Origin of the sequence: Thalassotalea marina (genome assembly GCF_014656435.1) — a bacterium.
In the GTDB taxonomy this organism is placed as follows: Bacteria; Pseudomonadota; Gammaproteobacteria; order Enterobacterales; family Alteromonadaceae; genus Thalassotalea_C; species Thalassotalea_C marina.
The window spans coordinates 283096-304687 of sequence record NZ_BNCK01000003.1 but is presented as its reverse complement, the minus strand read 5'-3'; the positions used below and the strand labels follow the sequence as shown (position 1 = coordinate 304687).

24 protein-coding genes and 1 tRNA gene are annotated in these 21592 nt (G+C 38.6%); 10 read left to right on the top strand and 15 right to left on the bottom strand.

Translation table 11 applies throughout. The annotated features are described in order from the left end of the window. Positions 1–22: 22 nt before the first annotated feature. The 3 genes from IE199_RS07815 to IE199_RS07805 form a co-directional block, all read right to left on the bottom strand. Entirely contained in the window at positions 23–1141 is a 1119-nt protein-coding gene (locus IE199_RS07815) for a DUF748 domain-containing protein (RefSeq protein WP_189768919.1), read from the bottom strand. Between the two features lie 25 nt (positions 1142–1166). After that, positions 1167–1325, bottom strand: a complete 159-nt coding sequence (locus IE199_RS07810) for a YqaE/Pmp3 family membrane protein (protein ID WP_189768917.1) — start codon at positions 1323–1325, stop codon at positions 1167–1169. 108 nt (positions 1326–1433) lie between these two features. Continuing rightward, positions 1434–1880, bottom strand: a complete 447-nt coding sequence (locus IE199_RS07805) for a PA2169 family four-helix-bundle protein (RefSeq protein WP_189768915.1) — start codon at positions 1878–1880, stop codon at positions 1434–1436. Between the two features lie 341 nt (positions 1881–2221). Here IE199_RS07805 and IE199_RS07800 point away from each other — a divergent pair, with 341 nt between their 5' ends. From IE199_RS07800 to IE199_RS07780, 5 genes are all read left to right on the top strand, one after another. Further along, on the top strand, positions 2222–2788 hold the full coding sequence (locus IE199_RS07800; protein WP_189769493.1) for a BON domain-containing protein: 567 nt from the start codon (positions 2222–2224) through the stop codon (positions 2786–2788). 84 nt (positions 2789–2872) lie between these two features. After that, a complete protein-coding gene (locus tag IE199_RS07795) occupies positions 2873–3460 on the top strand; it encodes an outer membrane beta-barrel protein (RefSeq protein WP_189768913.1) in 588 nt (195 codons plus the stop codon). 376 nt (positions 3461–3836) lie between these two features. Next, a complete protein-coding gene (locus IE199_RS07790; RefSeq protein ID WP_189768911.1) occupies positions 3837–4166 on the top strand; it encodes a DUF883 C-terminal domain-containing protein in 330 nt (109 codons plus the stop codon). Position 4167: 1 nt separating this feature from the next. Continuing rightward, the gene (locus IE199_RS07785; RefSeq protein ID WP_189768909.1) at positions 4168–4569 is read left to right on the top strand and encodes a hypothetical protein; all 402 of its coding nucleotides are present in this window, start codon (positions 4168–4170) and stop codon (positions 4567–4569) included. Positions 4570–4587: 18 nt separating this feature from the next. Continuing rightward, the gene (locus IE199_RS07780) at positions 4588–4845 is read left to right on the top strand and encodes a hypothetical protein (protein WP_229854598.1); all 258 of its coding nucleotides are present in this window, start codon (positions 4588–4590) and stop codon (positions 4843–4845) included. Between the two features lie 64 nt (positions 4846–4909). On the opposite strand, the gene IE199_RS07775 is transcribed toward IE199_RS07780, so the two are convergent. Beyond that, on the bottom strand, positions 4910–5821 hold the full coding sequence (locus tag IE199_RS07775; RefSeq protein ID WP_189768905.1) for a LysR substrate-binding domain-containing protein: 912 nt from the start codon (positions 5819–5821) through the stop codon (positions 4910–4912). A gap of 109 nt (positions 5822–5930) precedes the next feature. On the opposite strand from IE199_RS07775, the gene IE199_RS07770 reads away from it, so the two are divergent. Next, positions 5931–6404 carry an OsmC family protein gene (locus IE199_RS07770; RefSeq protein WP_189768903.1) on the top strand — a complete coding sequence of 158 codons (474 nt, stop codon included), beginning with the start codon at positions 5931–5933 and terminating at the stop codon, positions 6402–6404. A gap of 5 nt (positions 6405–6409) precedes the next feature. On the opposite strand, the gene IE199_RS07765 is transcribed toward IE199_RS07770, so the two are convergent. The 3 genes from IE199_RS07765 to IE199_RS07755 form a co-directional block, all read right to left on the bottom strand. Beyond that, on the bottom strand, positions 6410–6571 hold the full coding sequence (locus IE199_RS07765) for a hypothetical protein (RefSeq protein WP_189768901.1): 162 nt from the start codon (positions 6569–6571) through the stop codon (positions 6410–6412). A 104-nt stretch (positions 6572–6675) separates the two neighbouring features. Next, on the bottom strand, positions 6676–6870 hold the full coding sequence (locus tag IE199_RS07760) for a hypothetical protein (RefSeq protein WP_189768899.1): 195 nt from the start codon (positions 6868–6870) through the stop codon (positions 6676–6678). 48 nt (positions 6871–6918) lie between these two features. After that, positions 6919–7095, bottom strand: coding sequence for a DUF1328 domain-containing protein (locus IE199_RS07755; protein ID WP_189768897.1), 177 nt, complete (start codon positions 7093–7095; stop codon positions 6919–6921). 277 nt (positions 7096–7372) lie between these two features. Here IE199_RS07755 and IE199_RS07750 point away from each other — a divergent pair, with 277 nt between their 5' ends. Beyond that, the gene (locus tag IE199_RS07750) at positions 7373–7876 is read left to right on the top strand and encodes a hypothetical protein (protein ID WP_189768895.1); all 504 of its coding nucleotides are present in this window, start codon (positions 7373–7375) and stop codon (positions 7874–7876) included. A gap of 215 nt (positions 7877–8091) precedes the next feature. On the opposite strand, the gene IE199_RS07745 is transcribed toward IE199_RS07750, so the two are convergent. Next, positions 8092–8167 (bottom strand) — tRNA-His (locus IE199_RS07745). Positions 8168–8350: 183 nt separating this feature from the next. On the opposite strand from IE199_RS07745, the gene IE199_RS07740 reads away from it, so the two are divergent. Continuing rightward, on the top strand, positions 8351–8884 hold the full coding sequence (locus IE199_RS07740; RefSeq protein WP_189768893.1) for a DUF1285 domain-containing protein: 534 nt from the start codon (positions 8351–8353) through the stop codon (positions 8882–8884). 59 nt (positions 8885–8943) lie between these two features. On the opposite strand, the gene hemN is transcribed toward IE199_RS07740, so the two are convergent. From hemN to purU, 6 genes are all read right to left on the bottom strand, one after another. Further along, positions 8944–10314, bottom strand: coding sequence for an oxygen-independent coproporphyrinogen III oxidase (gene hemN / locus IE199_RS07735; protein WP_189768891.1), 1371 nt, complete (start codon positions 10312–10314; stop codon positions 8944–8946). Positions 10315–10389: 75 nt separating this feature from the next. Continuing rightward, the gene (locus tag IE199_RS07730; protein ID WP_189768889.1) at positions 10390–10884 is read right to left on the bottom strand and encodes a DUF2489 domain-containing protein; all 495 of its coding nucleotides are present in this window, start codon (positions 10882–10884) and stop codon (positions 10390–10392) included. 13 nt (positions 10885–10897) lie between these two features. Further along, a complete protein-coding gene (gene yihI, locus IE199_RS07725) occupies positions 10898–11473 on the bottom strand; it encodes a Der GTPase-activating protein YihI (protein ID WP_189768887.1) in 576 nt (191 codons plus the stop codon). A 705-nt stretch (positions 11474–12178) separates the two neighbouring features. Beyond that, a complete protein-coding gene (locus tag IE199_RS07720; protein ID WP_189768886.1) occupies positions 12179–12709 on the bottom strand; it encodes a VOC family protein in 531 nt (176 codons plus the stop codon). Between the two features lie 127 nt (positions 12710–12836). Then, positions 12837–14609 (bottom strand): M61 family metallopeptidase, encoded by a 1773-nt coding sequence (locus IE199_RS07715; RefSeq protein ID WP_189768884.1) that lies wholly within the window; start codon positions 14607–14609, stop codon positions 12837–12839. A gap of 73 nt (positions 14610–14682) precedes the next feature. Next, positions 14683–15543: a formyltetrahydrofolate deformylase gene (gene purU / locus IE199_RS07710; protein WP_189768882.1), complete on the bottom strand. Its 861-nt coding sequence runs from the start codon at positions 15541–15543 to the stop codon at positions 14683–14685. A gap of 256 nt (positions 15544–15799) precedes the next feature. On the opposite strand from purU, the gene IE199_RS07705 reads away from it, so the two are divergent. Both IE199_RS07705 and IE199_RS07700 read left to right on the top strand, forming a co-directional pair. Continuing rightward, complete coding sequence (locus IE199_RS07705; protein WP_189768880.1) at positions 15800–17677, top strand: methyl-accepting chemotaxis protein; 1878 nt, start codon at positions 15800–15802, stop codon at positions 17675–17677. Between the two features lie 12 nt (positions 17678–17689). Then, positions 17690–18250: a GNAT family N-acetyltransferase gene (locus IE199_RS07700; protein WP_189768878.1), complete on the top strand. Its 561-nt coding sequence runs from the start codon at positions 17690–17692 to the stop codon at positions 18248–18250. Positions 18251–18254: 4 nt separating this feature from the next. On the opposite strand, the gene IE199_RS07695 is transcribed toward IE199_RS07700, so the two are convergent. After that, positions 18255–21524, bottom strand: a complete 3270-nt coding sequence (locus tag IE199_RS07695) for an ATP-binding protein (protein ID WP_189768876.1) — start codon at positions 21522–21524, stop codon at positions 18255–18257. Positions 21525–21592 lie beyond the last annotated feature (68 nt).

Below are 21592 nucleotides of genomic sequence, written 5' to 3'. Positions count from 1 at the left end.
CACTTCAATGACTAAAGGCCAGTTATTTGCTTTCTTGTGTTAATGCTTCATATGAAACCACTTGATCGAGATTAAGTTCAATTGCTTCAATAAAGGCATTTTCAACCATAGAATAAATGGCGGCTGAGGTTGATATTTCCGTTTGGTTAAGTGTGCCTTCAATTGGCACTTGAGCGGCTACCGTTTTCTTTTCGTCGTTTTCTAAAATATTACCCAGAAGCTCGGTAATATTTTCAGCAAGTATAACAAAGGGGTTGTCGCCATCTTGAATAACATCTTCTTGCCAAGTGAATACATCAAGCTGATACACTCCTAGCTTTATGTAGCCATCAACATCGCCGTCTACGGCAGCTAGCTCCATGGCGCCGTCCACAATACCGCCTTCGATATCAAAAACTGTATAAAACTTAATAAGATTATCTAAATGATTAATAGGAAATTTTTCTACTGTAACATCAAGATCAAAATTAGGCTTTTCAGCGAAAGGATCAAAACCTGCTTCAATGGTAATGTTTGATTGGCCCATTAAATCTCCGGTGAGTTTTAATGCACCACTTAGAGAATTTTCAGTGTGTTTATCATTATTGATGTTTGTGATCAGACCGTAGATACCATCAATGTATGTGGTTTTGATGGCGCTTTCATTATCTGTTTTTAGAGTCATTTTACTATCAACTAAAACGATAGCATCAATAGAGAAGGGGGTAATATCGTTGGCAAGCTCTACCCAAGTTTTGCTTTTAGCAACATCCGTTGAGTCGGCGACAGTTTCGGGTTCTTGGTCATATATTGATAGGTCTAATTGGTACATGGTCATTGACGAAACAACTCGACCTTGAAATAACGCCGACCACAAAATGGAGATATCTAGCTCTTTCATGGATAAAAACGGCTGCTTATTATCATTAACATCGACAGAATAAAGCGCGATGTCTTCTATTTCATAGGCGCCGCGGTACAGGTGTAAATCAACATCACCGATATAGCCAGTAACACTGGATTGATTTGCTAGTGCTCTGTTAACGGTATATTTAACCGCGTATGGGGCAATCGCACGCAAAATCAGTAAAACCAAACATAAAATTAATAAGGTTTTAAGCCAAGTGGTATTGATTTTTTTACTTAAGATTTTCATTTGCATGCCGCCCCTAACAAACTTCAACTGGTTAGTTTTTAGCGATAACCCACACCGCATGGATAATGCCAGGAATGTAACCTAGTAAGGTAAAAAGCAAATTCAGCCAAAATGCTCCTTTAATTCCAACTTGTAAAAATACACCTAACGGCGGTAATAAAACTGAAAAAAGTATGCGTATAAAATCCATGGATTGCTCCTTATTAAAATCGTGTGTTTTGAAATTTAATTGAAGAGTTTAGGTATGCCGCTTACTGAGTTAAGTAAGCGGCTATAACATAACAAGAATTAGCTTTTGTTATGCAGTCACCTCTTGAAGGTGTTTCATGTCGTCGTGACAAACTTGCATACGAATTTGAATGCGCAGTAAGGTTTCTTTTAATTGTGGAGGCATTACGTTTTTCAGCGATTTATCAATAGCCTCAAGGACTTTATCTTCCACTTCTTCCAATTGTGAAATATAAGTATGTTCAGTGTCTGAGCTGACCAAAGCCAATACTTTCGTGTACGCTGCGCGTAATTCTACAGATAACGCACTATCTTGTTCTGGCTCCCCTTTGTCTGCCATCACATAATTTTGTAACTCGGTTACCGCTTTATGTTTCTCCGTTAAATTTTGATCAAATATGCGAATCAATTCATGGTTGTCTAATTTACTTTTAGCTTCACCGTAAAAGTCGATACCACTGTTTAATACTTTAATTAAATGCTCAACATGGCTTAAGTCATAGTTTGAGTTATTCATTTTATCCTCCGTGTTTTAAGTGATTCTATTTCATGAGAATGACTCTCAACCTAGAGGTTGCAGATGATATGCCACAAATTATAATCAATAAAAACAATGTGTTATTTATCTTTTGTTTTTAAGGCATGTAATAGTTACTTGGTCATTTATAAACTTTACTTAGTTCTTTTTATCTCATTTTAGCTTCCTGTAAAAACTACAACGCTACTGAAAATAATTCACATTAACAGATACATTTCTAACAAAGGAGTATGATTAAAATGTTGAAATATAAAAGAAATATTGTTTTGGCATGCATTCTGTAACGTGAAGGTCGGACATTCAATTTAAGGAGAAAAATGATGAAACGCACAATTATTTCACTAGCAATGTGTTCAGTATTAGCAACGACAGCAGTACAAGCGAAAGACAATAGTTGGGAAAAAGGTGCACAAGATGCATGGATAGATGGTAAAGCAGAAGCGACTTTACTGTTCAACACTAACTTGAACTCTTTTGACATTAATACTGATGTTAAAAACGGTGTAGTGACGCTAACAGGTAAAGTTGAGCACAGTGTTGATAAAAAGCTTGCCTATGAATTAGTCGCTGGCATTGACGGTGTAAAATCAGTTGATAACAAAATTACTGTTTATAAAGAGAAAGACAGTAAAGAAGTAGAAAAAGAGCGTGGTATGGAAACATCAGCGTTAACTGACGCAAAAATCGCAACTGTGATTAAAACACGCTTGTTATTCGATTCGGATATCACAGGTACAGATATCGATGTAGACGTTAAAAACGCTAAAGTAACCTTAACAGGTAAAGTCGATTCTTCTTCTGAAAAACAACTTGTCCTTAACATCGCAAAAAATGCCGATGACGTTAAAGACGTTGAAGACAAGCTAAAAATTGTTAAGCAATCTTAAAAAATAAGGAGTAGTGCTGGTAACAGCACTACTCCTTCCTTCCGTTAGACCGCAAAAAAGAATATATATCACTAAGGAGAAGTTATGCCTTCAATTAAATCATTTCCCGCTATTTCATTAGGATTATTACTAGGTTTATCAAGCACTGCAGTGCTCGCTGACGACAATTATTTTGAGTTTATGAACGACACTAAAGTTTATACAGGTGTAGGTTACGGTCAGTATTCTTTTCAATGGAAAGACAGATCAAATGATACCAGCTTCGACGATGACGCAGCGATGATCAAGGCTTATATCGGTGCGGCATTTAACCCATATATTAGTACCGAACTTGCTTACTTAAATTTTGATGAAGTGAGTGATTTTGACAACACAGCCGAGTTCGATGGTTATTCTCTTGCTTTACGTTTTTCTGCGCCGCTAAACGAAACTGTTGCTTTATACGCTAAGGGCGGCTGGATGGAATGGGATACTGACTATAAAACCCGTATTCCTGAAGTTGGGGCAATCACTGGCAGTGACAGTGGTGGAGATTGGTTTTACGGTGTAGGTGCTGGCTTAGCGCTTACCCAAGATATTAACGTGCGTCTTGAATACGAACGTTATGAGATAGATCAGCATATCAACCCAGACATGGATGTAGCATCTATTTCTGTTGAATACGTATTTTAATGCTCGCTTTTTAACAACACTTCCTTCCTGTTGTTGTTCCCTCTGCTTCCCCAGCAGAGGGTTTTTTATTTCTAGACTTAAAAATATTGCCGGAGAATGACCTACTTTTGGGCCAAATAAACAATAAGTGTAAACAAGATATTTCCCGATTTTTTTATCTGCTGGCGCTCACATAAAAATCGATAAAATCCAATCATAGGCGATGTGTCATTTTCGTTATTTCCCAAGGTTGTAACTTTTACAACTAGCGTATAAACCCTACAAGTACAAAATATTGAAGATATTTTAAGTTGTTGTATTTAAAGGGATAAAAAGTTGGCAAACACGTTGCATTGTCTATAAGTGATTTTAATGACTTATCAAAAAGGAGATATGTATGAGTAATCAAACTAGCCCATCAAAGTCAGAAAATAATCCTGCGCCTAAAGCGAATGGTCGCGATTCATCACATCCTGTTGCAGACCAAATTGCTAGCACACTTCATGCGTCAGTGGATTCACTACACCAATCAGCAGCGACTACAGAATCTTCACTACGTGATAAACAGGTAGCTTCGGGTAAAGCGTTTGACCAGAAGCGCAAAGCATTTGAAAAGAGCTGGAATACCTCAGGTGTGAAAAAGTATGCGGTTGAAAACCCAGTAAAAACAGCGGGTATCGCTTTTGGTATTGGTATGCTTGCTTCAATGTTATTAAGGAAGAAATAACATGGAAAAAAATTCTCATCATCATGAGAACCACACACAAGCCGGTGAGCGATCCCCTTCGCTCACCGAGCTTCGCCGTGATGGCACTGTGTTGATAGCGGCTTATAAAAATTTAATTAAATCTCACTTAAAGTTAATGGGTAATCGACTAAGAGTGAATCTTAAAACTTTATTTATATCACTCGCTATCATCTGGTTTTCTCTCATTCTGGCGACCTGTGTTTGGGTGAGCTTAAATGTGATGTTGTCATACGGCTTGATCCAAATAGGTATGCACTGGCTACTGTCCACTGTGTTGGTACTTAGCCTTAACATTGTTGGTATACGGTATTTACTTAAAACAGGTGTGGTATTGTTCAATCAGAGCTTAAGCCAGCTAACGTCAGTATTTGATATTCAATAATCGTGACTTGGAGAAATGATGACAAGATTAGCAAAATACATTACCAGTAAGCTTCAACAAGAGCTAAGACCTGCTAAAAAAGATTTGGTGTTAGCGCAGCAGCTTAAACAATATTATCAGGATCGCGGTGAGCAGACTGCTAAGTCAGTGCTCAGCTCTCCACAAGGATTGGCCGTTAGCTTTTTACTTGGTGCGTTAACAGCCCGATATGGAAGATTTGGTGCACTTCGACAACTGGTATTATTAAAACGGCTCTACTTAGGCATGTTAGTTTAAATAAGTAGACGTTTGAGCTGTCGAATAAGTCATTCGATTTACGGCTTTTATCATATCAATAACCTTAATCTTTCTCGTCTGTCATTTGTTGCAACAACCAAGTTGAAAAAGTACTGAACGTTGCCTTCTGCCATGAGCGATGTGGTGCGACTAAATAATAGTTATAACTTGTTGTAATCTCGTTTTCTGTCAATCTAATCAACTGCCCTTGAGCAATATCATCTTGCACCATTTTATGCCAGCCTAACGCAATTCCCTGTTTCAATTTGGCTGCCAAGGTAGCCATTGAAACGTGACTAAATGACATTTGGCTTAAATGGTTTGGTTTTTCAATAGCAAAATGCTTAAACCAGTCTAACCACGTGACACCGCCAGGTTCATCTTCAATACCTGCTTTGTAACTGAGTAACTTATTACTTTTTAATAAGTTATCTAAAGCACTATGGTCATTGTTAGCTGCGAGATCAGGGTGACAAACCGGGTAGACTTTTTCTGAACTCAAATACAAAGCCTGATTGACACGATAATCTCCTGCGCCAAAATGAATATGCCCGTCAAACTGACCAGTGGTGAAATCTACGAGTTGATCAACAGCCGTTATCTCTAACTCTATATGAGGAAATTTATCGGAAAAATCTTTTAAGCGTGGTATGAGCCACAGCTGGCATAACGAAGGAATAACCGCAATGACCAACTTTTCATTTTGACTGGCAAATTGACTCTGCATAATACCGTGTTGAATATTTCTTATGCCAGACAAAGCATGTCTAAATAAAGATTGCCCAGCTAATGACAAGCTCACTCCCTTTGATTGTCGAATAAATAGCGTGACACCCATCTGGCCTTCTAACAGTTTCATTTGGTGGCTAACGGCACTTGGCGTAATGTGCAGCACTTCTGCAGCTCGTGTAAAACTAAGCTCTTTGGCCACGACGGTAAAAGTGTGTATTGCTGAATATGAAATGTTGTTCGTCATTGTGGTGTGAGTAATCCTCATGTGAGATTGAAATATTATCGCTTCTTCAAAGTAAAACTATCAAGCCATAATAGTGTCATTAAAAATACTCATAGTGACTGGAGAATTTATGGCAAGTTACACTGCTAAGATCGTGTGGCAAAGGCAATATGATGAAACTTTTGTCGATTGTAAATACAACAGGGCGCATTGGTGGGAATTTGATGGCGGCGCCAAGGTAGCAGCCTCAGCGTCTCCCCATATTGTCCCTAAACCGTATTCTGTAGAGGAAAATGTTGACCCTGAAGAGGCATTTGTTGCTTCGTTATCAAGCTGCCATATGTTGTTATTTTTACATATCGCTGCACAGAAAGGGTTTGTTGTAGAAAGTTATATTGATGATGCTATTGGCGAGATGAAGAAAAATGAGCAAGGCAAAATCAGTATAACCAAAGTGATGCTTCGCCCAGATATTCTTTTTTCGGGAGATAAACAACCAACCATCGAAGATCTGAAAATTATGCATCATCAATCACATGATGAATGTTTTATTGCAAACTCAGTTAAAACAGAGGTGGTGACTGAGATTTTGTTTAAACCTTAGAACATTTAGCCAACATTGGTCGCCAAATGTTTTTCTTTGTTGTTTGATGATGTGTTTTTTAACCGTGATAAACTATAAATTCTAGAAATTGGTGTGATGTTATGACGGGCATACCAATTAAAGTTTGCCATGGTGTGTACTTTAGTGTGATTAGGTTTACAGCGCATATAGTCCTCTAAAGATTTAATAAGCTGGCTTGTTGATGAAAGTAATAAAAAAGCTCACGGTGTAACGATGACAACCGAGAGCTTTTTTGTCGCTCAAATGCTGATTAACAGTCTTTATCTTTTGCATCGACGCCTTCTTTAACTTTTTCGCAGGCATCTTCTACTGCGTTACCCGCATCATCGACCATTTCATCAATGTGCTCGCCAGCTTCTTCTGCTGAATCATCTGAACATGCACCTAAACCTGCAGTAACAAATAGTGCTAATAGTGTGGCTGAAAGTGTCTTTTTGTTTAACATGTGTTTCTCCTTAAATTGTTAAAATGATTAAATCGTTAAAACTTTTGTTTAAGCCCTTGGCGCTTTGCCCCGAATGGCGTTGGCAACCAAAGAAATTGCCAATAACACAACAAAGATAAAAAAGATTATTTTTGCTATACCTGCTGCTGCGCCTGCGATACCAGAAAAACCAAAAATTGCTGCAACAATAGCGATGACAAAAAATGTTAGTGCCCAACCAAGCATAATAAACCTCCATTTAGTGAATTGTTTGTCTTCGATATGGATATAGCGGTTATTATGCCAAAAGTTAAAAATCCAATTTAAACAAATGGTTATTGATTTTTCATGAGCGTTTCAAAAGAAAACTATTTTCATTTAATGAAAAGTTTACATGGTATAAATGTAAAACTTGCGTGATGATCAACTAGAGAACTCAAAATAAAGTTAATTCAATTGGTATAGCTTTAGTTATTGTTTTCTCAGCCGATAAATCAATAAACGCTTTTTACATGGACGTCGAATGGAAATTAGAAAGGAAAACTTGTCAATCTCCCAGCCCCTTCGCGAGAGGGCTAGGCACAGCGCTGAGGTTACTAATGACAATTCAGCAAACTCAGAAAATGTACAAGAAAAAGATAAACAAAAAGAGCCAGAATACATTTTTTCAAAACAACTCGATAACGAAGCTGCTGCGTATAAAGAAGGTAATGCAACCTTTAAAGATGATTATGAATCGTTAGAAAAAGCTATCGAGATAGTCAGAGCGTTAGCGCTACGTTTGCGAGAGAAAATCAACAAACTAAAAAATCCAACGGTAAATATTAAAAGTGACCACCCCATTGAAAGTTCTGGAAATTCAAGGGTTGCAGCAGGTATTAAAGCCTATCATGATGAATCATCAAAAAGTGAAGTAGAAGCCTTAGAGCAACAATTAAGCGAATATGAACGTCAAGAAGCGGAACTAAAGCTTAATATGTTAAATATGATAATTGAAGAAAGAAAACGGCTCGATCGATTAACATAATTTATCAGTAGCTAGAAATAGCGGAATCACCAGTGATTCGGTCGTGGCTATATTTTCTTTGTTGGATGTAATGTAAAGAATCTAGAAAAGAAGAGTGGGGTGGCATATGGGATTTCAATCACCCACGCAAAAATGGCAATAGCGGAATCACCAGTGATTCGGTCGTGGAAACTGTATCGTAGTAGATTAATTGATGAAAGCTAAGAAGAAAAGAGTGGGGTGGCATATGGGACTTGAACCCACGACAACTGGAATCACAATCCAGGGCTCTACCAACTGAGCTAATGCCACCACTGATATGTTTCGAAAATTGGGCATTTCCGAAAAGTGCGCGAATTCTATAGTAAAGCCCGTATGATGACAAGTGTTTTGGCTGAATTTTCTAAAAATTTGTTACACTGTAAATAAAGGCCAACTGAACCTAAAGTAAGTAATAATTTGCTACGCTTTTGTTATTACACAAAGGGATTAATCATGTCACTTGAAAAGATCGCTGAGGCGTTAAAAGCGTCACAAAACAAAATACCGCCAGTTGAGCAATGGAACCCCGATTATTGTGGTGAAATTGACTTAGAAATTAAACAAGACGGCAGTTGGTTTTACAACGGCACGATATTTAAACGTATGTCATTAGTGAAGTTGTTTGCCTCTGTATTAAAACGAGAAAACAACGATTATTTTTTAGTCACGCCGGTAGAAAAAGTAAAAATTCAAGTTGAAGACTATCCCTTTCTAATTACACAGTGGCAATGGTTGGATAGCGAACAAACAGTAATGCAGTTAACCACTAACCTTGACGATAAATTCATTTTGGATAACGAACATCCTGTTACCATCACTGATGATGGTTTGTTAACTGTTATCGTAAGACGTAATCTGATGGCAAAGGTGCATCGAAATGTCTATTATCAGTGGATTGACCTTGCTAAAGAAACCATGATTGACGGCCAAAAAGCACTGGCATTTACCAGCCAAAATTGTCAAATAAATATAGGTTTTTTGGAGTAAGCCGACAACGTTACGACTAATTGCTGCCGGCTAGGTTGGGGATTGGTTCAATGGCAACGCTAAATGACGCGTGAAAATCGTTGCTGATTAATGTGCTGTTTCATGTATGAGTCAAAGGTCATACATATAATTCGGATCAGCAGGCGCGCGCGTTGATGCACTTTGATATCTTTGTCTGAAATTTCAATTAAGTCATCATCGATAAAACACGATAACATGTTAATGTCTTGTTCAAAGTATTGAAAAAAGTCGATCTGATATTTTTGATTAATGTGTTCAATATCTAGATACATATTACACATGAGTTCACGAATCACCTCACCACGTAAGCTATCATCTTGACTTAAGGTTAAGCCTTTAACAATGGCGTGACCCTGTTGGTCAATTTGTTGATAATACGCTTTTAAATCTTTTTCATTTTGGCTGTAACAGTTACCAATAGCACTGATAGAAGACACACCCAAACCGAGTAAATCGTAATTACCGTGTGTGGTATACCCTTGAAAGTTACGGTGCAATGTACCATAGCGTTGAGCAACTGCTAGCTCGTCATCCGGTTTGGCAAAATGGTCCATACCAACAAACTCGTAGCCATAATCGGTTAAGGTTTCTATCGCCTGCTTCATTAAGGCAAATTTTTCGCTAGCATTTGGCAACCACTCGTCACGCAATTTACGTTGTGCGGCGAAGCGGCTAGGTAAGTGTGCATAACTAAACAGCGAAATGCGGTCGACGTCCATGTCTTTTGCTTGTTTCAAAGTACGTGCAAAAGTTTCAGGTGTTTGGTGTGGCAAGCCGTAAATCAAATCAACGTTGACCGAACGAAAACCAATATTTTTTGCATGAGCAATAAAGTCAGCAATAAACTCAGTTGATTGGGTACGGTTAATGGCTTGCTGTACTTTCTCATCAATATCTTGTACACCAATACTGATGCGATTAAACCCAAGTGTTCTTAAATGGTCGGCATAATCTAAGGTGATTTCTCGAGGGTCAATTTCAATGCTCATCTCTAATGTGCAAGCAAAATTGAACGCTTGTTTAAGCGTATTAATTAATAGTGATAGTTGAGCTTTTGTTAAAAAGCTTGGTGTGCCACCACCTAAATGTAATTGCTTTATTTTGTAGCGTGAAAATAACTTAGCTTTTTGCTGAATTTCTTTAAACAAATATTCTAAGTAAGTATCTGCTTTACCTCTATGTCTGGTCACTACCTTGTTACAGCCGCAGTAGTAGCACAATGAATGGCAAAATGGGATATGAATATATAGAGATAACTCGTTATTTTCTGACGCGTTAACAGCTGTTTCAACAGCTGTTGCATTGAAACTGTCGTTGAATTCGAGCGCGGTTGGGTAAGACGTATATCTTGGTCCGCTGGTGTTGTATTTTTTTAACAGTGAAGGGTCAAAAAATTGCTCGGTTTTCATCAAGGTGTCCAATGGTTAATCACCAAGCAATTATATCGAAAAGCGCGTCCGCGTTATTTGATCAGGCGCAAAGTTTTAATGCGCTTGTTGTAAAACACTCACTCTTTCATTGGCATATTGATGCAATTGTTCCAAGTCGTTGTGAATGGCTGGCGCTAAACGACTTTCTTGTTTCATTCGCTCAAGATCGAGCTTCATGCGTGCTTTTTTCTCTAATTTTTTACGCTCTTCCAAAATTGGCATGTGTTTAATTTCGTTATACAGCTCAAAAATATTAGGAAACTGTTGCGATAACTCACTTGAGGTTTTTAATGAGTCTAACAATACGCTTAATCGCCAGCACCCTTCAGAGAGATCACACTGTTCTTCTTTCATCGCGCGAACAATAATGATGACACTGTCTAGCACTTTTTTGTCGTGCTGTTTTAAACGCTGTTGATGTGCGACTTCCGCCTCTTGTTGCTGCTGTTGCTGTCGTTTAACTTGTTTTAGCAACATGCCAGCATAAAACGCCAAACCAGCAATAATCAAAGCACCAGCAATAGATAAATAAAGCCAAAAATCAGTCATACTTTACTCTAGATTATTGATACTCGGAAAAATCAGTTTTATCCAATTTGTCCCATAAGCTATCTTCATCAAGCTCTTCTTCGCTTGATTCGGTATCTTCCTCTACTGGTAGCTGTGCAGAAAGCGTTTCGTGGCGTTCCATTAACTCATTGTAATAATCAACTTCTTGCTCTGTTAACTCAATGTCATCTTCTTGTTTTGCAATGATGGCCAATAAAGCTTCGTCTTGCTCTATTTCAGCAATTTGAGCAGAGATAGATTTTGTTTCATCTAACACTCGAATAGCTGCAATACCAGCAGTTGCTGCTGACTTTGTAGATTTCTTGTTCGGCTTAAGTTGAGACATTACTGCAGGTACGCCTAAATCAATCGGCTTTTTACTACCCAATCTAGGATCTTTATTATCCTTGGCGCCATGTTGATTGCGCTTGTTGGCTACGGCTTCTTGTTGGCGGTTACCTGGTTTATTACCGGTTTGTTTTTTCGGCTTTTTATCTCTTAACTCAGCAATTTGCTGCTTTTCTTTTTTAGACAATCTTGTCTTTGCCGCCTCTTGTGGTGGCTTTCTGGTTTTCTTGTGACGAGTCATGATCGCGCTCTATGGAATAGACATTAATGGTATATATTTTACGTAGAATAGGGGCTAATTGGTACAACTAGCTTGGTATTTTTTTAGACAAATAAAGAAAACGATGGCAATGCCATCGTTTTTGGAGGGTTTATCAATGTGCTATGACAATTAAACCTCAAATATCGTACAGGTTTTCCTTACCTAACTAGTACAGTCCCTGTAGTCTGACAATGTCCTGAATGTTGTTATTTAGCTTCCCTTAATGTTTCTTTTTCTCGGTCAATCCTGACACTTTTTTACGGCTTTCCTTACGCCCACCTGGACTCAAAGTCATCTTCCTGATGCAGAGTAAACCATCCATATTCGAATATGACATACGCAGAGGTATGTTTTGCTTCCTTAGCTCATTATCCTTGTTGTCTGCTACTCTCCAGTAGCTGCCCTTACTTTACAGCACTTAGAAGTGAAGGCAAGTAATAAAGTGATTGAAAATTACCCGAATTGGTTAAATTTTGGTTAACACAATGTTTTACAAACAGAAAAATATTTTTACAAATATCACTTTAATCGTTAACACCTTTTAGTAATGGTCAATGTCTTACAAAAGTAAACGTCAAAAACTCACAAGCAACTTGAAATCTATAGTGTCAAAGAGTTAAAAAGGCACCTAAAGGTGCCTTTTTATCGTTAAACTTGCGATTGATTGCTTTAATTCAATTGGTATTAGTCGTGTTCATGTAACCAAGCGGCATGTTTTGGTGCTCGTTTAGTCTGTGACCACTCTTCAATCATGTCGTGTGCAACTTCATTAAGTTGCTTGTATTGCTCAGGTGTACCAATATCTGCAGCTAGCTCTAAACGGTGACCACTTGGATCAAAAAAGTAGATTGATTTAAAAACACCGTGGTGTACTGGGCCTAGAACATCTACGCCTTTTGATTGTAATGATTCTTTAGCAGCAACTAGTGCATCAACGTCGGCTACTTTTAATGCTAAATGTTGTACCCAAGCTGGCGTATTTTGATCTCGACCCATTTCTTCACTGTTTGGTAACTCAAAGAAAGCCAATACATTACCCATGCCTGCATCTAAAAAGATATGCATATATGGATCTGGCGCTTTAGTAGAAGGAACTTCATTTTCTGCAATGGCTAAAACCAAGTCCATATTCAGTTTATCTTTGTACCATTCAACTGTTTCTTTGGCGTCTTTGCAGCGATACGCTACATGATGTACTTTTTCAATTTTAATCATGATCAGGCTCTCATTAAGTTGATTGACACTATACTAAGCTAAAAGTAACAAATGTTACTAGTTGCTTACTCAATAGGTTAATTACTGAGTGTTGTCTATTCTTTACAGTGATTGTATAGCTCTGGGTTTATATGATGTTACGCCATTTAGCACTCAAGGATTGATCGAACTCTTTTATCGTTATTCCAGATAGTGGTGAATCGATAAAGCCTAGCTCTGACTGCAATAATTGGTCGTCTCTAAAAAAATGACAGTTGACCTTTTGCCCTTCAGGTAAATGATTAGCCAGTGCAGCTATGTTTTTTTCAGTCATTTTTAAATTATCAACAGCAACAAGTATATCGTCTACCGCAAGTCCAGCTTTGGCGGCAGGTGATTGTTCAACCACTTGCGTAATTTTTAATCCCAATGGTTGAGCTTTAAAATGTGCGCCTAAAAATGCATGGTAATCTTGGGTGGATTTTGTTGCTAAATCGTTTAACTTCTCAAATTTTGCCGCAGTAAAGTCTGTGCCAAAGCGTTTTAAAATATCTGCTACTGGCAAGCGCTTGGCGCTATGCAAAATATCATTAAATGCTTCACTTATATCTTCGCCACACAGGATGTTGGCAATGTTAATAAAATCTTCTTCGCTGGTGCCTTGTTGTGGTCGACCAAAATGGATCCACAATTCACGCATTAATTGGTCTAAGCTATATTGTCCATTTGACTTTTCTCTGATGGTTAAATCAAGCCATAGAGCAATTAAACTGCCTTTTGTGTAATAACTGACAATATGGTTTAGTGCATCAGGTCCTTGCTGATAAAACTTAGTCCAAGCATAAAAGCTTGATTCGGTAACGGATTGTTTTAACTCGCCTTCGCCTCGAAAAACACGCGTTGCCGTTTTTGCTAAAATCGTAAGATAATCTTCAAACGATATGATGCCGGCTCGGTACAATGAAAAATCATCGTAATAAGATGTGATACCTTCATAAGCCCATAATTGAGTCGTGTATGATGGCGCTGACAAATCGTATGGCACAAATGCTTTAGGCTTTATACGGCAAACATTCCAAGCGTGAAAATATTCATGTGAACACAACGATAAAAAGGTTTTGTAATCATCGGTGAGTTCCTGCGGTTTTTGAGGGTTGGGTAAGTCAAAACGACTGGCTTGTAAAATAGTTGAATTTTTATGTTCTAAGCCGCCAAAACCGGATTCCAGCAAGTGTGTGATAAACCAGTATTCCTTAAATGGCGCTTCTCCAAATAACGAAATATGATGTTGACACAATTTGGCTATATCACTTGCCATGCGTTGCATGTCACCATAATGTTTACTGGTGAATACCAAATGGTGAGTGACGCCTTCTACTTGAAAATCTATATGGCTGAAATCGCCAATTGCAACTGGGCAGTCAATTAATTCGGCATAATCATCGGCGACATATTGGCCAAAAGTAAAACATTCTGTGGACTTGGCTCGACGCATACCTGTTGCTACTCGCCAGTTTGATGCATGTATAGGAGCAGTAATTTCCAGTTCACAAGGCGAATCTTGTTGAGATTCAACACAAATAAACGTAGAGCTGCCATTAAAAAAGCCTCTTTCTTGGTCTAGATAAGCAGTTCTTACCGATAGGTCAAAAGCATATACTTGATAGCTAACTTTAACTTCACCCGTTACGTTGTTCAGTTGCCAAGTTTGTTTATCAATTAACTCTATTTCAACAGGTTTACCCTCGTTGATGGCCTTAAAATTGACAACATTTTTCGCAAAGTCACGGATCATATAGCTGCCCGGTAGCCAAGCAGGTAAGCTCAGCTTTTCACTGGAATGTTTTGCGGTAAATATGATTGAAACATCAAAAAGATGTTCATTAACTTGGTTGGGAGAAATTTGATACTTGATGGTCATAATATTGAAGGTTTTAAGGTGATAACTTGGTTATACCTCAAACCTTCAAAAGATCAATAGCTGCAAGAAGTAGTTAAACGAGAATGACGGTTTTATCGCCATTTAGACAAACGCGTTGCTCGGCATGCATTTTTACAGCGTGGCTCAATGCCGTTGCTTCAAGATCGTGTCCCATATGCACCATTTGTTCGATGGTAAAGGTATGATTGATGGGTTTTACTTCTTGCACAATGATAGGGCCTTCGTCTAAATCTGCAGTAACGTAATGTGCTGTTGCACCGATGACTTTAACCCCACGTTGATGCGCTTGATGATAAGGACGAGCGCCTTTAAAGCTAGGTAAAAAGGAATGGTGTATATTAATGGCGCGGCCTTTTAGCTGTTCACATAAATCATCAGACAGAATTTGCATATAACGGGCTAAAATGAGTAAGTCAGCTTGGTAGTCTTGAAACACCTTCATTAGTGCTGTTTCTTGGGCAGGTTTGTTGCCGTTTTCCATTGGAAGGAAATGATAGTCAACACCGTGCCACTCAACAAGAGAACGGCAATCTTCATGGTTGGAAACTACGGCAACGATATTGACTGGCAATGCACCAGCTCGCCATTTTGTTAATAAATTAACTAAGCAATGTTCATATTTAGACACTGCAATAACGACATTAGGCACACTTTCTTGTTGGCGTAAGCGAAACTGTAAGTTCAAAGGTGATGCAAGTTCCTCAATACCCAAACGAAATTCGTCAATGCCTACTGTCATATTCCGGTCATCAAAAGCGATGCGAGAAAAAAAGGTTTCTGTGTATGGATCACTATATTGAGCTGTTTCCGTTATAAACGCTCCGTGTTCATATAAATTCTGTGAAACTTTTGCGAGTACACCAGTATTGTCTGGGCATTGCCAAGTTAAAATATAGTGATTAATGTCTGTCATCGCACTTCCTCCTGTTAGCATAATGAGTGTGCCAGCTTTTTGAGCTGATGTATCAGAACATTTTGTTGTTCAGTTAGAAACGCTTGGAATAACCGGTGCCTTACTGTTTGGAGAGTTTAATTTACATTTGCATTAATCTTTATAAAACAAAGATTTGATTCTGGTAAAAATTGCTGGTCATGTCTGTTGGCTAAAACTTAACACAGTGGTAATGTAATAGATCACTAAATCTAATAATTACAAGAGTGATGTCCCCGTGTTACAGCTTAAATTTGCCCATAAAATTATCTTGGTCAGTGTCGTTTTATTGATTTTGGCACTTACGGCTTCTACTACCATTAACTACATTTCTCTCAAACAAGGTACTCAAACTAACCTAAATCGAGCCATTGACGAAATTGGTCATTCGGTTGCGGGTAACATTGCCAACTGGTTAGGTGGAAAACTGCAGATTGTACAAGCCATTGCACAAAACACTAAGTCTGATGATGATACTGAAACTATGTTAGATGCTGTTCAACAAGCGGTTAAATCAGGCAAGCTTAAAAACACCTACATTGGGGTGGAAAGTACAGGTCAGTTTATTCTCGATGACCTGACTATACAGCTCCCTGCGGGATTCGATGCACGTCAGCGCCCTTGGTATTTGTTGGGTAAAAATAACAACGCCCCTTCATTCACTGAAACTTATTTAGACGCCACGATAAATCAGCAAGTTATTTCTGTTGTTGCGCCTGTATATGATAACGGCCGTTTCTTGGGCGTTGCTGGTGGCGATATTTTTCTTGATGCCATTGCAGAAATACTTAATGAAATTGACTTTCTTGACTTAGGGTATGCTTATTTGGTGACCGCTGAAGGTAAAATTTTAAGCCACCCAAATATCGAGATGGTCAATAAAAATATTAGTGAAGTTTTAGGTGCAAATGTTTCTTTTAATTCTCAATTAAAAGAGCTAGATGACAACATTGTCTCTTTTATTCCTATCAAAGGAATCGAGTCGGTTAACTGGTATGTAGGTGTTATTTTAGATCGTGAAAAAGCATACCAGCCGTTAGTGTCCGCACGAAATACCGCGATTGTAGTGGGCATTATTAGTTTGCTAGTGACTGTCGTGTTGTTACAAGTGTTGTTTAATCACTTAATGAAACCTATTTACCGTTTAAATGCCGCTATTAAAGATATCTCTGAAGGTGATGGCGACCTAACCCAACGACTCACCATAGACAGCCAAGATGAAATTGGTCAGTTGTCAGCAAACTTCAATGGCTTTATTGAAACCGTACATAACTCAATGAAACAAGTGAAGTTATCAGCCCAAGCGCTCGAGCAGCATATTGAGCAAGTAAGACAAAGCGCTTATTCAGGTATTCAGATGGCGGAGCAACAACTAAGCCGTGGTACTAACGTCTCTAGCGCTATTACTGAATTAAATAGTTCGTCGACTGAAATATCATCTAATGCTAACAATGCTTCCGAATTAACTTCAGCCATTCGTGCTCAATCGCAAGAAGGGATGGCAGCGCTTAATGCTAATATCGATTCAATTAAACAGCTTTCAAGTACCATGCAAAGCTCCAGTGGTGACATTGAAAAGCTTAGAGCCAATGCGCAAAACATTGCCAGTATATTAGATGTAATCATGGGGGTTAGCTCACAAACCAACTTACTTGCGTTAAACGCAGCGATTGAAGCTGCTCGTGCTGGCGAAGCAGGCAGAGGCTTTGCGGTAGTAGCTGATGAAGTTAGACAACTGGCACAACGAACTCAAGAAGCTGCCACTGAAATTGAAACCATGATAGAGAACTTGCAGCAAGGTACAGTGTCCGTGGTTGATTCTATGGAGCAAAGCCAATCAAACAGCACGGAAAGTGTTGAGAAAGCCAATATTGCTGATGAGAGAATGCAAGCGATTGTGATGTCGTTGCAAGATGTTGATAATGAAAACCATGCTGTTGCCGAAGCAACTCGTCAGCAAAGTGATGTGATTAAATCAATAGATGAAGACATTATGCAATTGATGGAATTAAACCAGCAAAGTGTCAATAACTTACAACAAACCGATCAAGCGTGTGATAGCTTGCAGGATGAATTTTCTGGCTTAAATGAATTGGTCAGCAAGTTTAAAGTATAAACATTTTTATTAATGACTATACCTAGCGCTTTGAAAACCGAGCGCTTATTACTACGCCAGTGGCAGGAAGGAGACTTCCCGAAATTTGTCGAGATGGGAAAGGATGCTGATGTTATGCGGTATTTTCCAGCAAAATTGACCGAAAAAGAAAGCAATGCCATGGCTTTAAAGATTCAATCTCTCATTCATGAGCGCGGTTGGGGTTTTTGGGCTGTGGAGTTGCTAGAGCAAGAAAGTTTTATTGGTTTTGTGGGCTTACACGTACCCAAAAGTAACTTGCCTTTTAGTCCTTGTGTTGAAATTGGCTGGCGGTTGGCAGCAAAGCATTGGGGAAAAGGATATGCTACAGAAGCGGCCAACGCAGCACTCAAATTTGCCTTTTCTGAGCTAGATATAGTCCAAGTTGTCTCTTTTACCTCGATCATAAACACCCCATCTCAACAAGTAATGCGTAACCTTGGTATGTGTCACGCTGGAAATTTTACACATCCAGATGTTTCGAAAGATAGTCCATTAGCTGAACACGTTTTGTTTAAAATATCACAAGATGAATGGTCAAGATTGAATGCATAAATGCTTAAGAACTTGCAGTTAGCCACTGCTCAATTTCAACAAACAACAGGTCTAAATTACTGCATAACTTCAATATTGATTGGTGAACGTCACTTTGTTCTGAAGAAAGCTCTTGTAAACAATCATTTAAAAGTTGTGTTAAATACTCATGATGGAACACATTGAGAATATCTGTTAAGTGCATTACATCATTTTTTAGTTTTAATCTGTCTTTTAAATCTAAGTGGATTAATAATTTGTCTTTTTCATTTGGCCATTTAGCCATAAATTCAGTCAGTACCACATTGATTTTGGTGAAGTCATTCGGGTAAGCCCTTTCAATGTCCTGTGGGCGAAAAACAAGGTAGTTCTGATTTACTGATTCAACCGTTGACGAGCGATATTGCTTTTTCTTTTGCAAGGCGCGGTAAGCATGATTTAACTTGTCAGTAATTTCCTCTTGAGGGCAAGGCTTAGCCATATAGTCGTCAAAGCCAGCGGCTAAACATTTTTCAGCTGCACCGCTCAATGCGTCAGCTGTAACCGCAATCAACCAAATGGGCGCGGTGTAGGTGCTAGAGATATGTTTAGCTAATTCAAAACCATCCATATTAGGCATATGACAATCGGAAATGATAATGTCGTAAGGATGTTCTTCATGTTTAACCAACGCCTGCACACCATCTTCAGCAACATCAGCGTTTATGCCCAATCTCGCCAACTGCGCGGTTAATACTTTAACGTTAACTATATTATCTTCAGCAACTAACACACGAACGGCGTTAAAGCGATCATCATATGGGCTGTTAACGGCTCTGCTATTTTTTCTTCTATCTTCTGTTTCGCGCTCAAATTCAGCTTCTTTTAGTGTAAGTTCAAAATAAAACTCACTACCTTGTTCTGGTGCTGATTTGACCTGAATTTGACTGCCCATGGCTGAAACTATTTCGTGACAAATACTTAGCCCTAATCCCGTACCGCCAAACTTACGTGTAATATCTGTGTCGGCTTGAGTAAACGGTGAAAACAACAGCTTTTGTTTGTCGGGTGAAATGCCAATGCCGGTGTCTTTAACTGATATGCGTATCGTGTCAAAAATATCTAACTTATCAGCACGTTGAGAAACCCTTTGAATGCTAAGCGTAATTGAACCCTTTGCGGTAAATTTTATTGCGTTGCTGATCAAATTATTCAGTACTTGATTAAGTCGCGTTGGGTCAGTGAAGTAGCTGTGAGTAATTTGATCATCAATGTTAAGCTGCAGATCTAAATTTCTCTCGACTTGAATGTGGTGAAAACTTTTTAATAAGTTTTTTGCCAACAGGTGTAAATTCACCGGCACAGATTCTAATGTCATCTTGCCTGCATCCATTTTAGAAAAGTCTAATACGTCATTAAGCAGTGCCATTAAATGCCTTGCAGAGCCCTCTAATGTCTCCAAAAGTTCAGATTGTTCTTGGTTTAATTGACTATATGAAAGCGCTTCCGCCATACCTAAAACACCGTTCATTGGTGTTCGGATTTCATGACTCATTCTTGCAAGAAAGTTAATTTTAGCTTGTGCTGACTTTTCCGCGTCTTTGCGGGCGACTTCAGCAATTGCTAAGGCTTGTTCAACTTTTTGTTGCGCGGCTTTTCTTACCCTGAGTTGTCGGTAATAAATCCAAAAGAGAATTAACGCGACAAACAAAATGGCGAAAAAAACGTAACTTGCATGTCGATAAGCATCAGCAACCTTAGCCTGAACATCGGCAACAGGAAAAGCGCTTTGGCTCCATTTGGCATATAGAGAATCAAACTGATCCGCGCTAACATTGTTAAGTGCTTTGTTCAGCAGCGATACAAGTTCTTGATGTGACTTGTTTGCTGCAAACGCAAACTTGGCATTAGGTCGAAAGTTAGTTAACGGAATCGATGTTAAGTTGGCGTATCCCCGCTGTTTAACAATAGAAGCGGCCAGTAAAGAGCGGCCAATAAACAAGGTAGAGTTACCAATAGCAACAGAAGATATTGCTTGTTCGATGGTATCAAACTCAATAAATTTTGCCTTTGGAAACGCTTGTTTTATCTCTTGGCTGACGGGAAACATTTTGACCAAAGCGATGGTTTGCTGATTGGCATCACTTAGTTTAGTGAAATCAGATATATTCGGGTTATAAAAGCCGCTGTAGTGTGCATCTAGAAAAGGAATAGTAAATAAATGATCATCGTAGATGTCGTTGCTTATCTCAACAATAGGCAATAGTTGTGCGGTATTTTGATCAATACTTTCTAATACCGATTGGTAATCGGTAAAACGTACTGGCTTAAATACCAAGCCAGTACGTTCACTCATGATTTTTAACAGATCAATGGAAAAGCCACGGTCATTAAGATAATTACTGGTGCGTGTAATAACAAACGGTGGCGAACCAAGTGCATCGATGGCGAAATGTATCGTGTTATTGTCGATAAGGTAGCGTTTCTCAGCCAAACTAATATTGGTTAAATACTTACCTAGCGATAAGGTAAAATTACTGCCCTCGTAATTTAAATATTTATCTTGCCACAACTTAGCTTGCGCAGGGTTAATTTGTCTGATGTACTCGTTGAGTTCTAACATTAGTGCTCTGTTAGCTTTACGGGTTGCAAAGTGCAAAGTGACTTCAGGTACTTCTTCTTGATTGACGTAATATTGCTGAGCAATACCATACTCTTCCAAAGCACTTTTAAGTAACCAAGGACGCACCGAATAAAGCGCGTCAAATTGATGATGTTGGGCGAGTAATGAGGCTAAATCTTCAAAGTAGATGCGTTCAACGTTATTGGGTAAAAAATTAAGCGCTCGTTTATTTTCATCAAGTACGGCGATTTTTAATTTTTGTCTGGACGTTTTATCTTGATGCCGAAAAATGCTCTGTTTGTAGCTTGCAAAGGGCATGCTGTAGAGAAAATCAGCGGGCGCCAGTTGCAAATTGATAATAGAGATAACATCGATATTATTGGCTCGCAACTCCTGTTCGGCTTTAGCTGTACTTAAATAAACAAACTCCACTGCGGCATGATTATCTATGCCCCAAATTTGCCAATACTCTTTTAAAAAGTTAACCAATAATTGAAATCTTTCTGGGGATGAAGCGGTAATACTTTGTTGATCAGGCAGTGCGATGCGGATCTTTCGAACAGGTTTAGCACTTTCAGATGGCGTAAATACCTGAGCAAAAATGGGTACTTGGATTACCAGTAAACAAACAGTTAACAGCTTGAATAGGCGTTTTTTTAAGGACTGACAAGAAGTTGCTGATCGATTTTGCATGTCAGTACTCATATTGTTCCAAATAAAATGATAGGGCTATAAAAAGTAAACACTTTACCCTATTAAAT

Excerpts from the sequence above, each read along its gene's own strand:
- IE199_RS07815 (WP_189768919.1), bottom strand. The coding sequence starts at position 1,141 with ATGCAAATGAAAATCTTAAGTAAAAAAATCAATACCACTTGGCTTAAA.
- IE199_RS07810 (WP_189768917.1), bottom strand. The coding sequence starts at position 1,325 with ATGGATTTTATACGCATACTTTTTTCAGTTTTATTACCGCCGTTAGGT.
- IE199_RS07805 (WP_189768915.1), bottom strand. The coding sequence starts at position 1,880 with ATGAATAACTCAAACTATGACTTAAGCCATGTTGAGCATTTAATTAAA.
- IE199_RS07800 (WP_189769493.1), top strand. The coding sequence starts at position 2,222 with ATGAAACGCACAATTATTTCACTAGCAATGTGTTCAGTATTAGCAACG.
- IE199_RS07795 (WP_189768913.1), top strand. The coding sequence starts at position 2,873 with ATGCCTTCAATTAAATCATTTCCCGCTATTTCATTAGGATTATTACTA.
- IE199_RS07790 (WP_189768911.1), top strand. The coding sequence starts at position 3,837 with ATGAGTAATCAAACTAGCCCATCAAAGTCAGAAAATAATCCTGCGCCT.
- IE199_RS07785 (WP_189768909.1), top strand. The coding sequence starts at position 4,168 with ATGGAAAAAAATTCTCATCATCATGAGAACCACACACAAGCCGGTGAG.
- IE199_RS07780 (WP_229854598.1), top strand. The coding sequence starts at position 4,588 with ATGACAAGATTAGCAAAATACATTACCAGTAAGCTTCAACAAGAGCTA.
- IE199_RS07775 (WP_189768905.1), bottom strand. The coding sequence starts at position 5,821 with ATGACGAACAACATTTCATATTCAGCAATACACACTTTTACCGTCGTG.
- IE199_RS07770 (WP_189768903.1), top strand. The coding sequence starts at position 5,931 with ATGGCAAGTTACACTGCTAAGATCGTGTGGCAAAGGCAATATGATGAA.
- IE199_RS07765 (WP_189768901.1), bottom strand. The coding sequence starts at position 6,571 with ATGCGCTGTAAACCTAATCACACTAAAGTACACACCATGGCAAACTTT.
- IE199_RS07760 (WP_189768899.1), bottom strand. The coding sequence starts at position 6,870 with ATGTTAAACAAAAAGACACTTTCAGCCACACTATTAGCACTATTTGTT.
- IE199_RS07755 (WP_189768897.1), bottom strand. The coding sequence starts at position 7,095 with ATGCTTGGTTGGGCACTAACATTTTTTGTCATCGCTATTGTTGCAGCA.
- IE199_RS07750 (WP_189768895.1), top strand. The coding sequence starts at position 7,373 with ATGGAAATTAGAAAGGAAAACTTGTCAATCTCCCAGCCCCTTCGCGAG.
- IE199_RS07740 (WP_189768893.1), top strand. The coding sequence starts at position 8,351 with ATGTCACTTGAAAAGATCGCTGAGGCGTTAAAAGCGTCACAAAACAAA.
- hemN (WP_189768891.1), bottom strand. The coding sequence starts at position 10,314 with ATGAAAACCGAGCAATTTTTTGACCCTTCACTGTTAAAAAAATACAAC.
- IE199_RS07730 (WP_189768889.1), bottom strand. The coding sequence starts at position 10,884 with ATGACTGATTTTTGGCTTTATTTATCTATTGCTGGTGCTTTGATTATT.
- yihI (WP_189768887.1), bottom strand. The coding sequence starts at position 11,473 with ATGACTCGTCACAAGAAAACCAGAAAGCCACCACAAGAGGCGGCAAAG.
- IE199_RS07720 (WP_189768886.1), bottom strand. The coding sequence starts at position 12,709 with ATGATTAAAATTGAAAAAGTACATCATGTAGCGTATCGCTGCAAAGAC.
- IE199_RS07715 (WP_189768884.1), bottom strand. The coding sequence starts at position 14,609 with ATGACCATCAAGTATCAAATTTCTCCCAACCAAGTTAATGAACATCTT.
- purU (WP_189768882.1), bottom strand. The coding sequence starts at position 15,543 with ATGACAGACATTAATCACTATATTTTAACTTGGCAATGCCCAGACAAT.
- IE199_RS07700 (WP_189768878.1), top strand. The coding sequence starts at position 17,690 with ATGACTATACCTAGCGCTTTGAAAACCGAGCGCTTATTACTACGCCAG.
- IE199_RS07695 (WP_189768876.1), bottom strand. The coding sequence starts at position 21,524 with ATGCAAAATCGATCAGCAACTTCTTGTCAGTCCTTAAAAAAACGCCTA.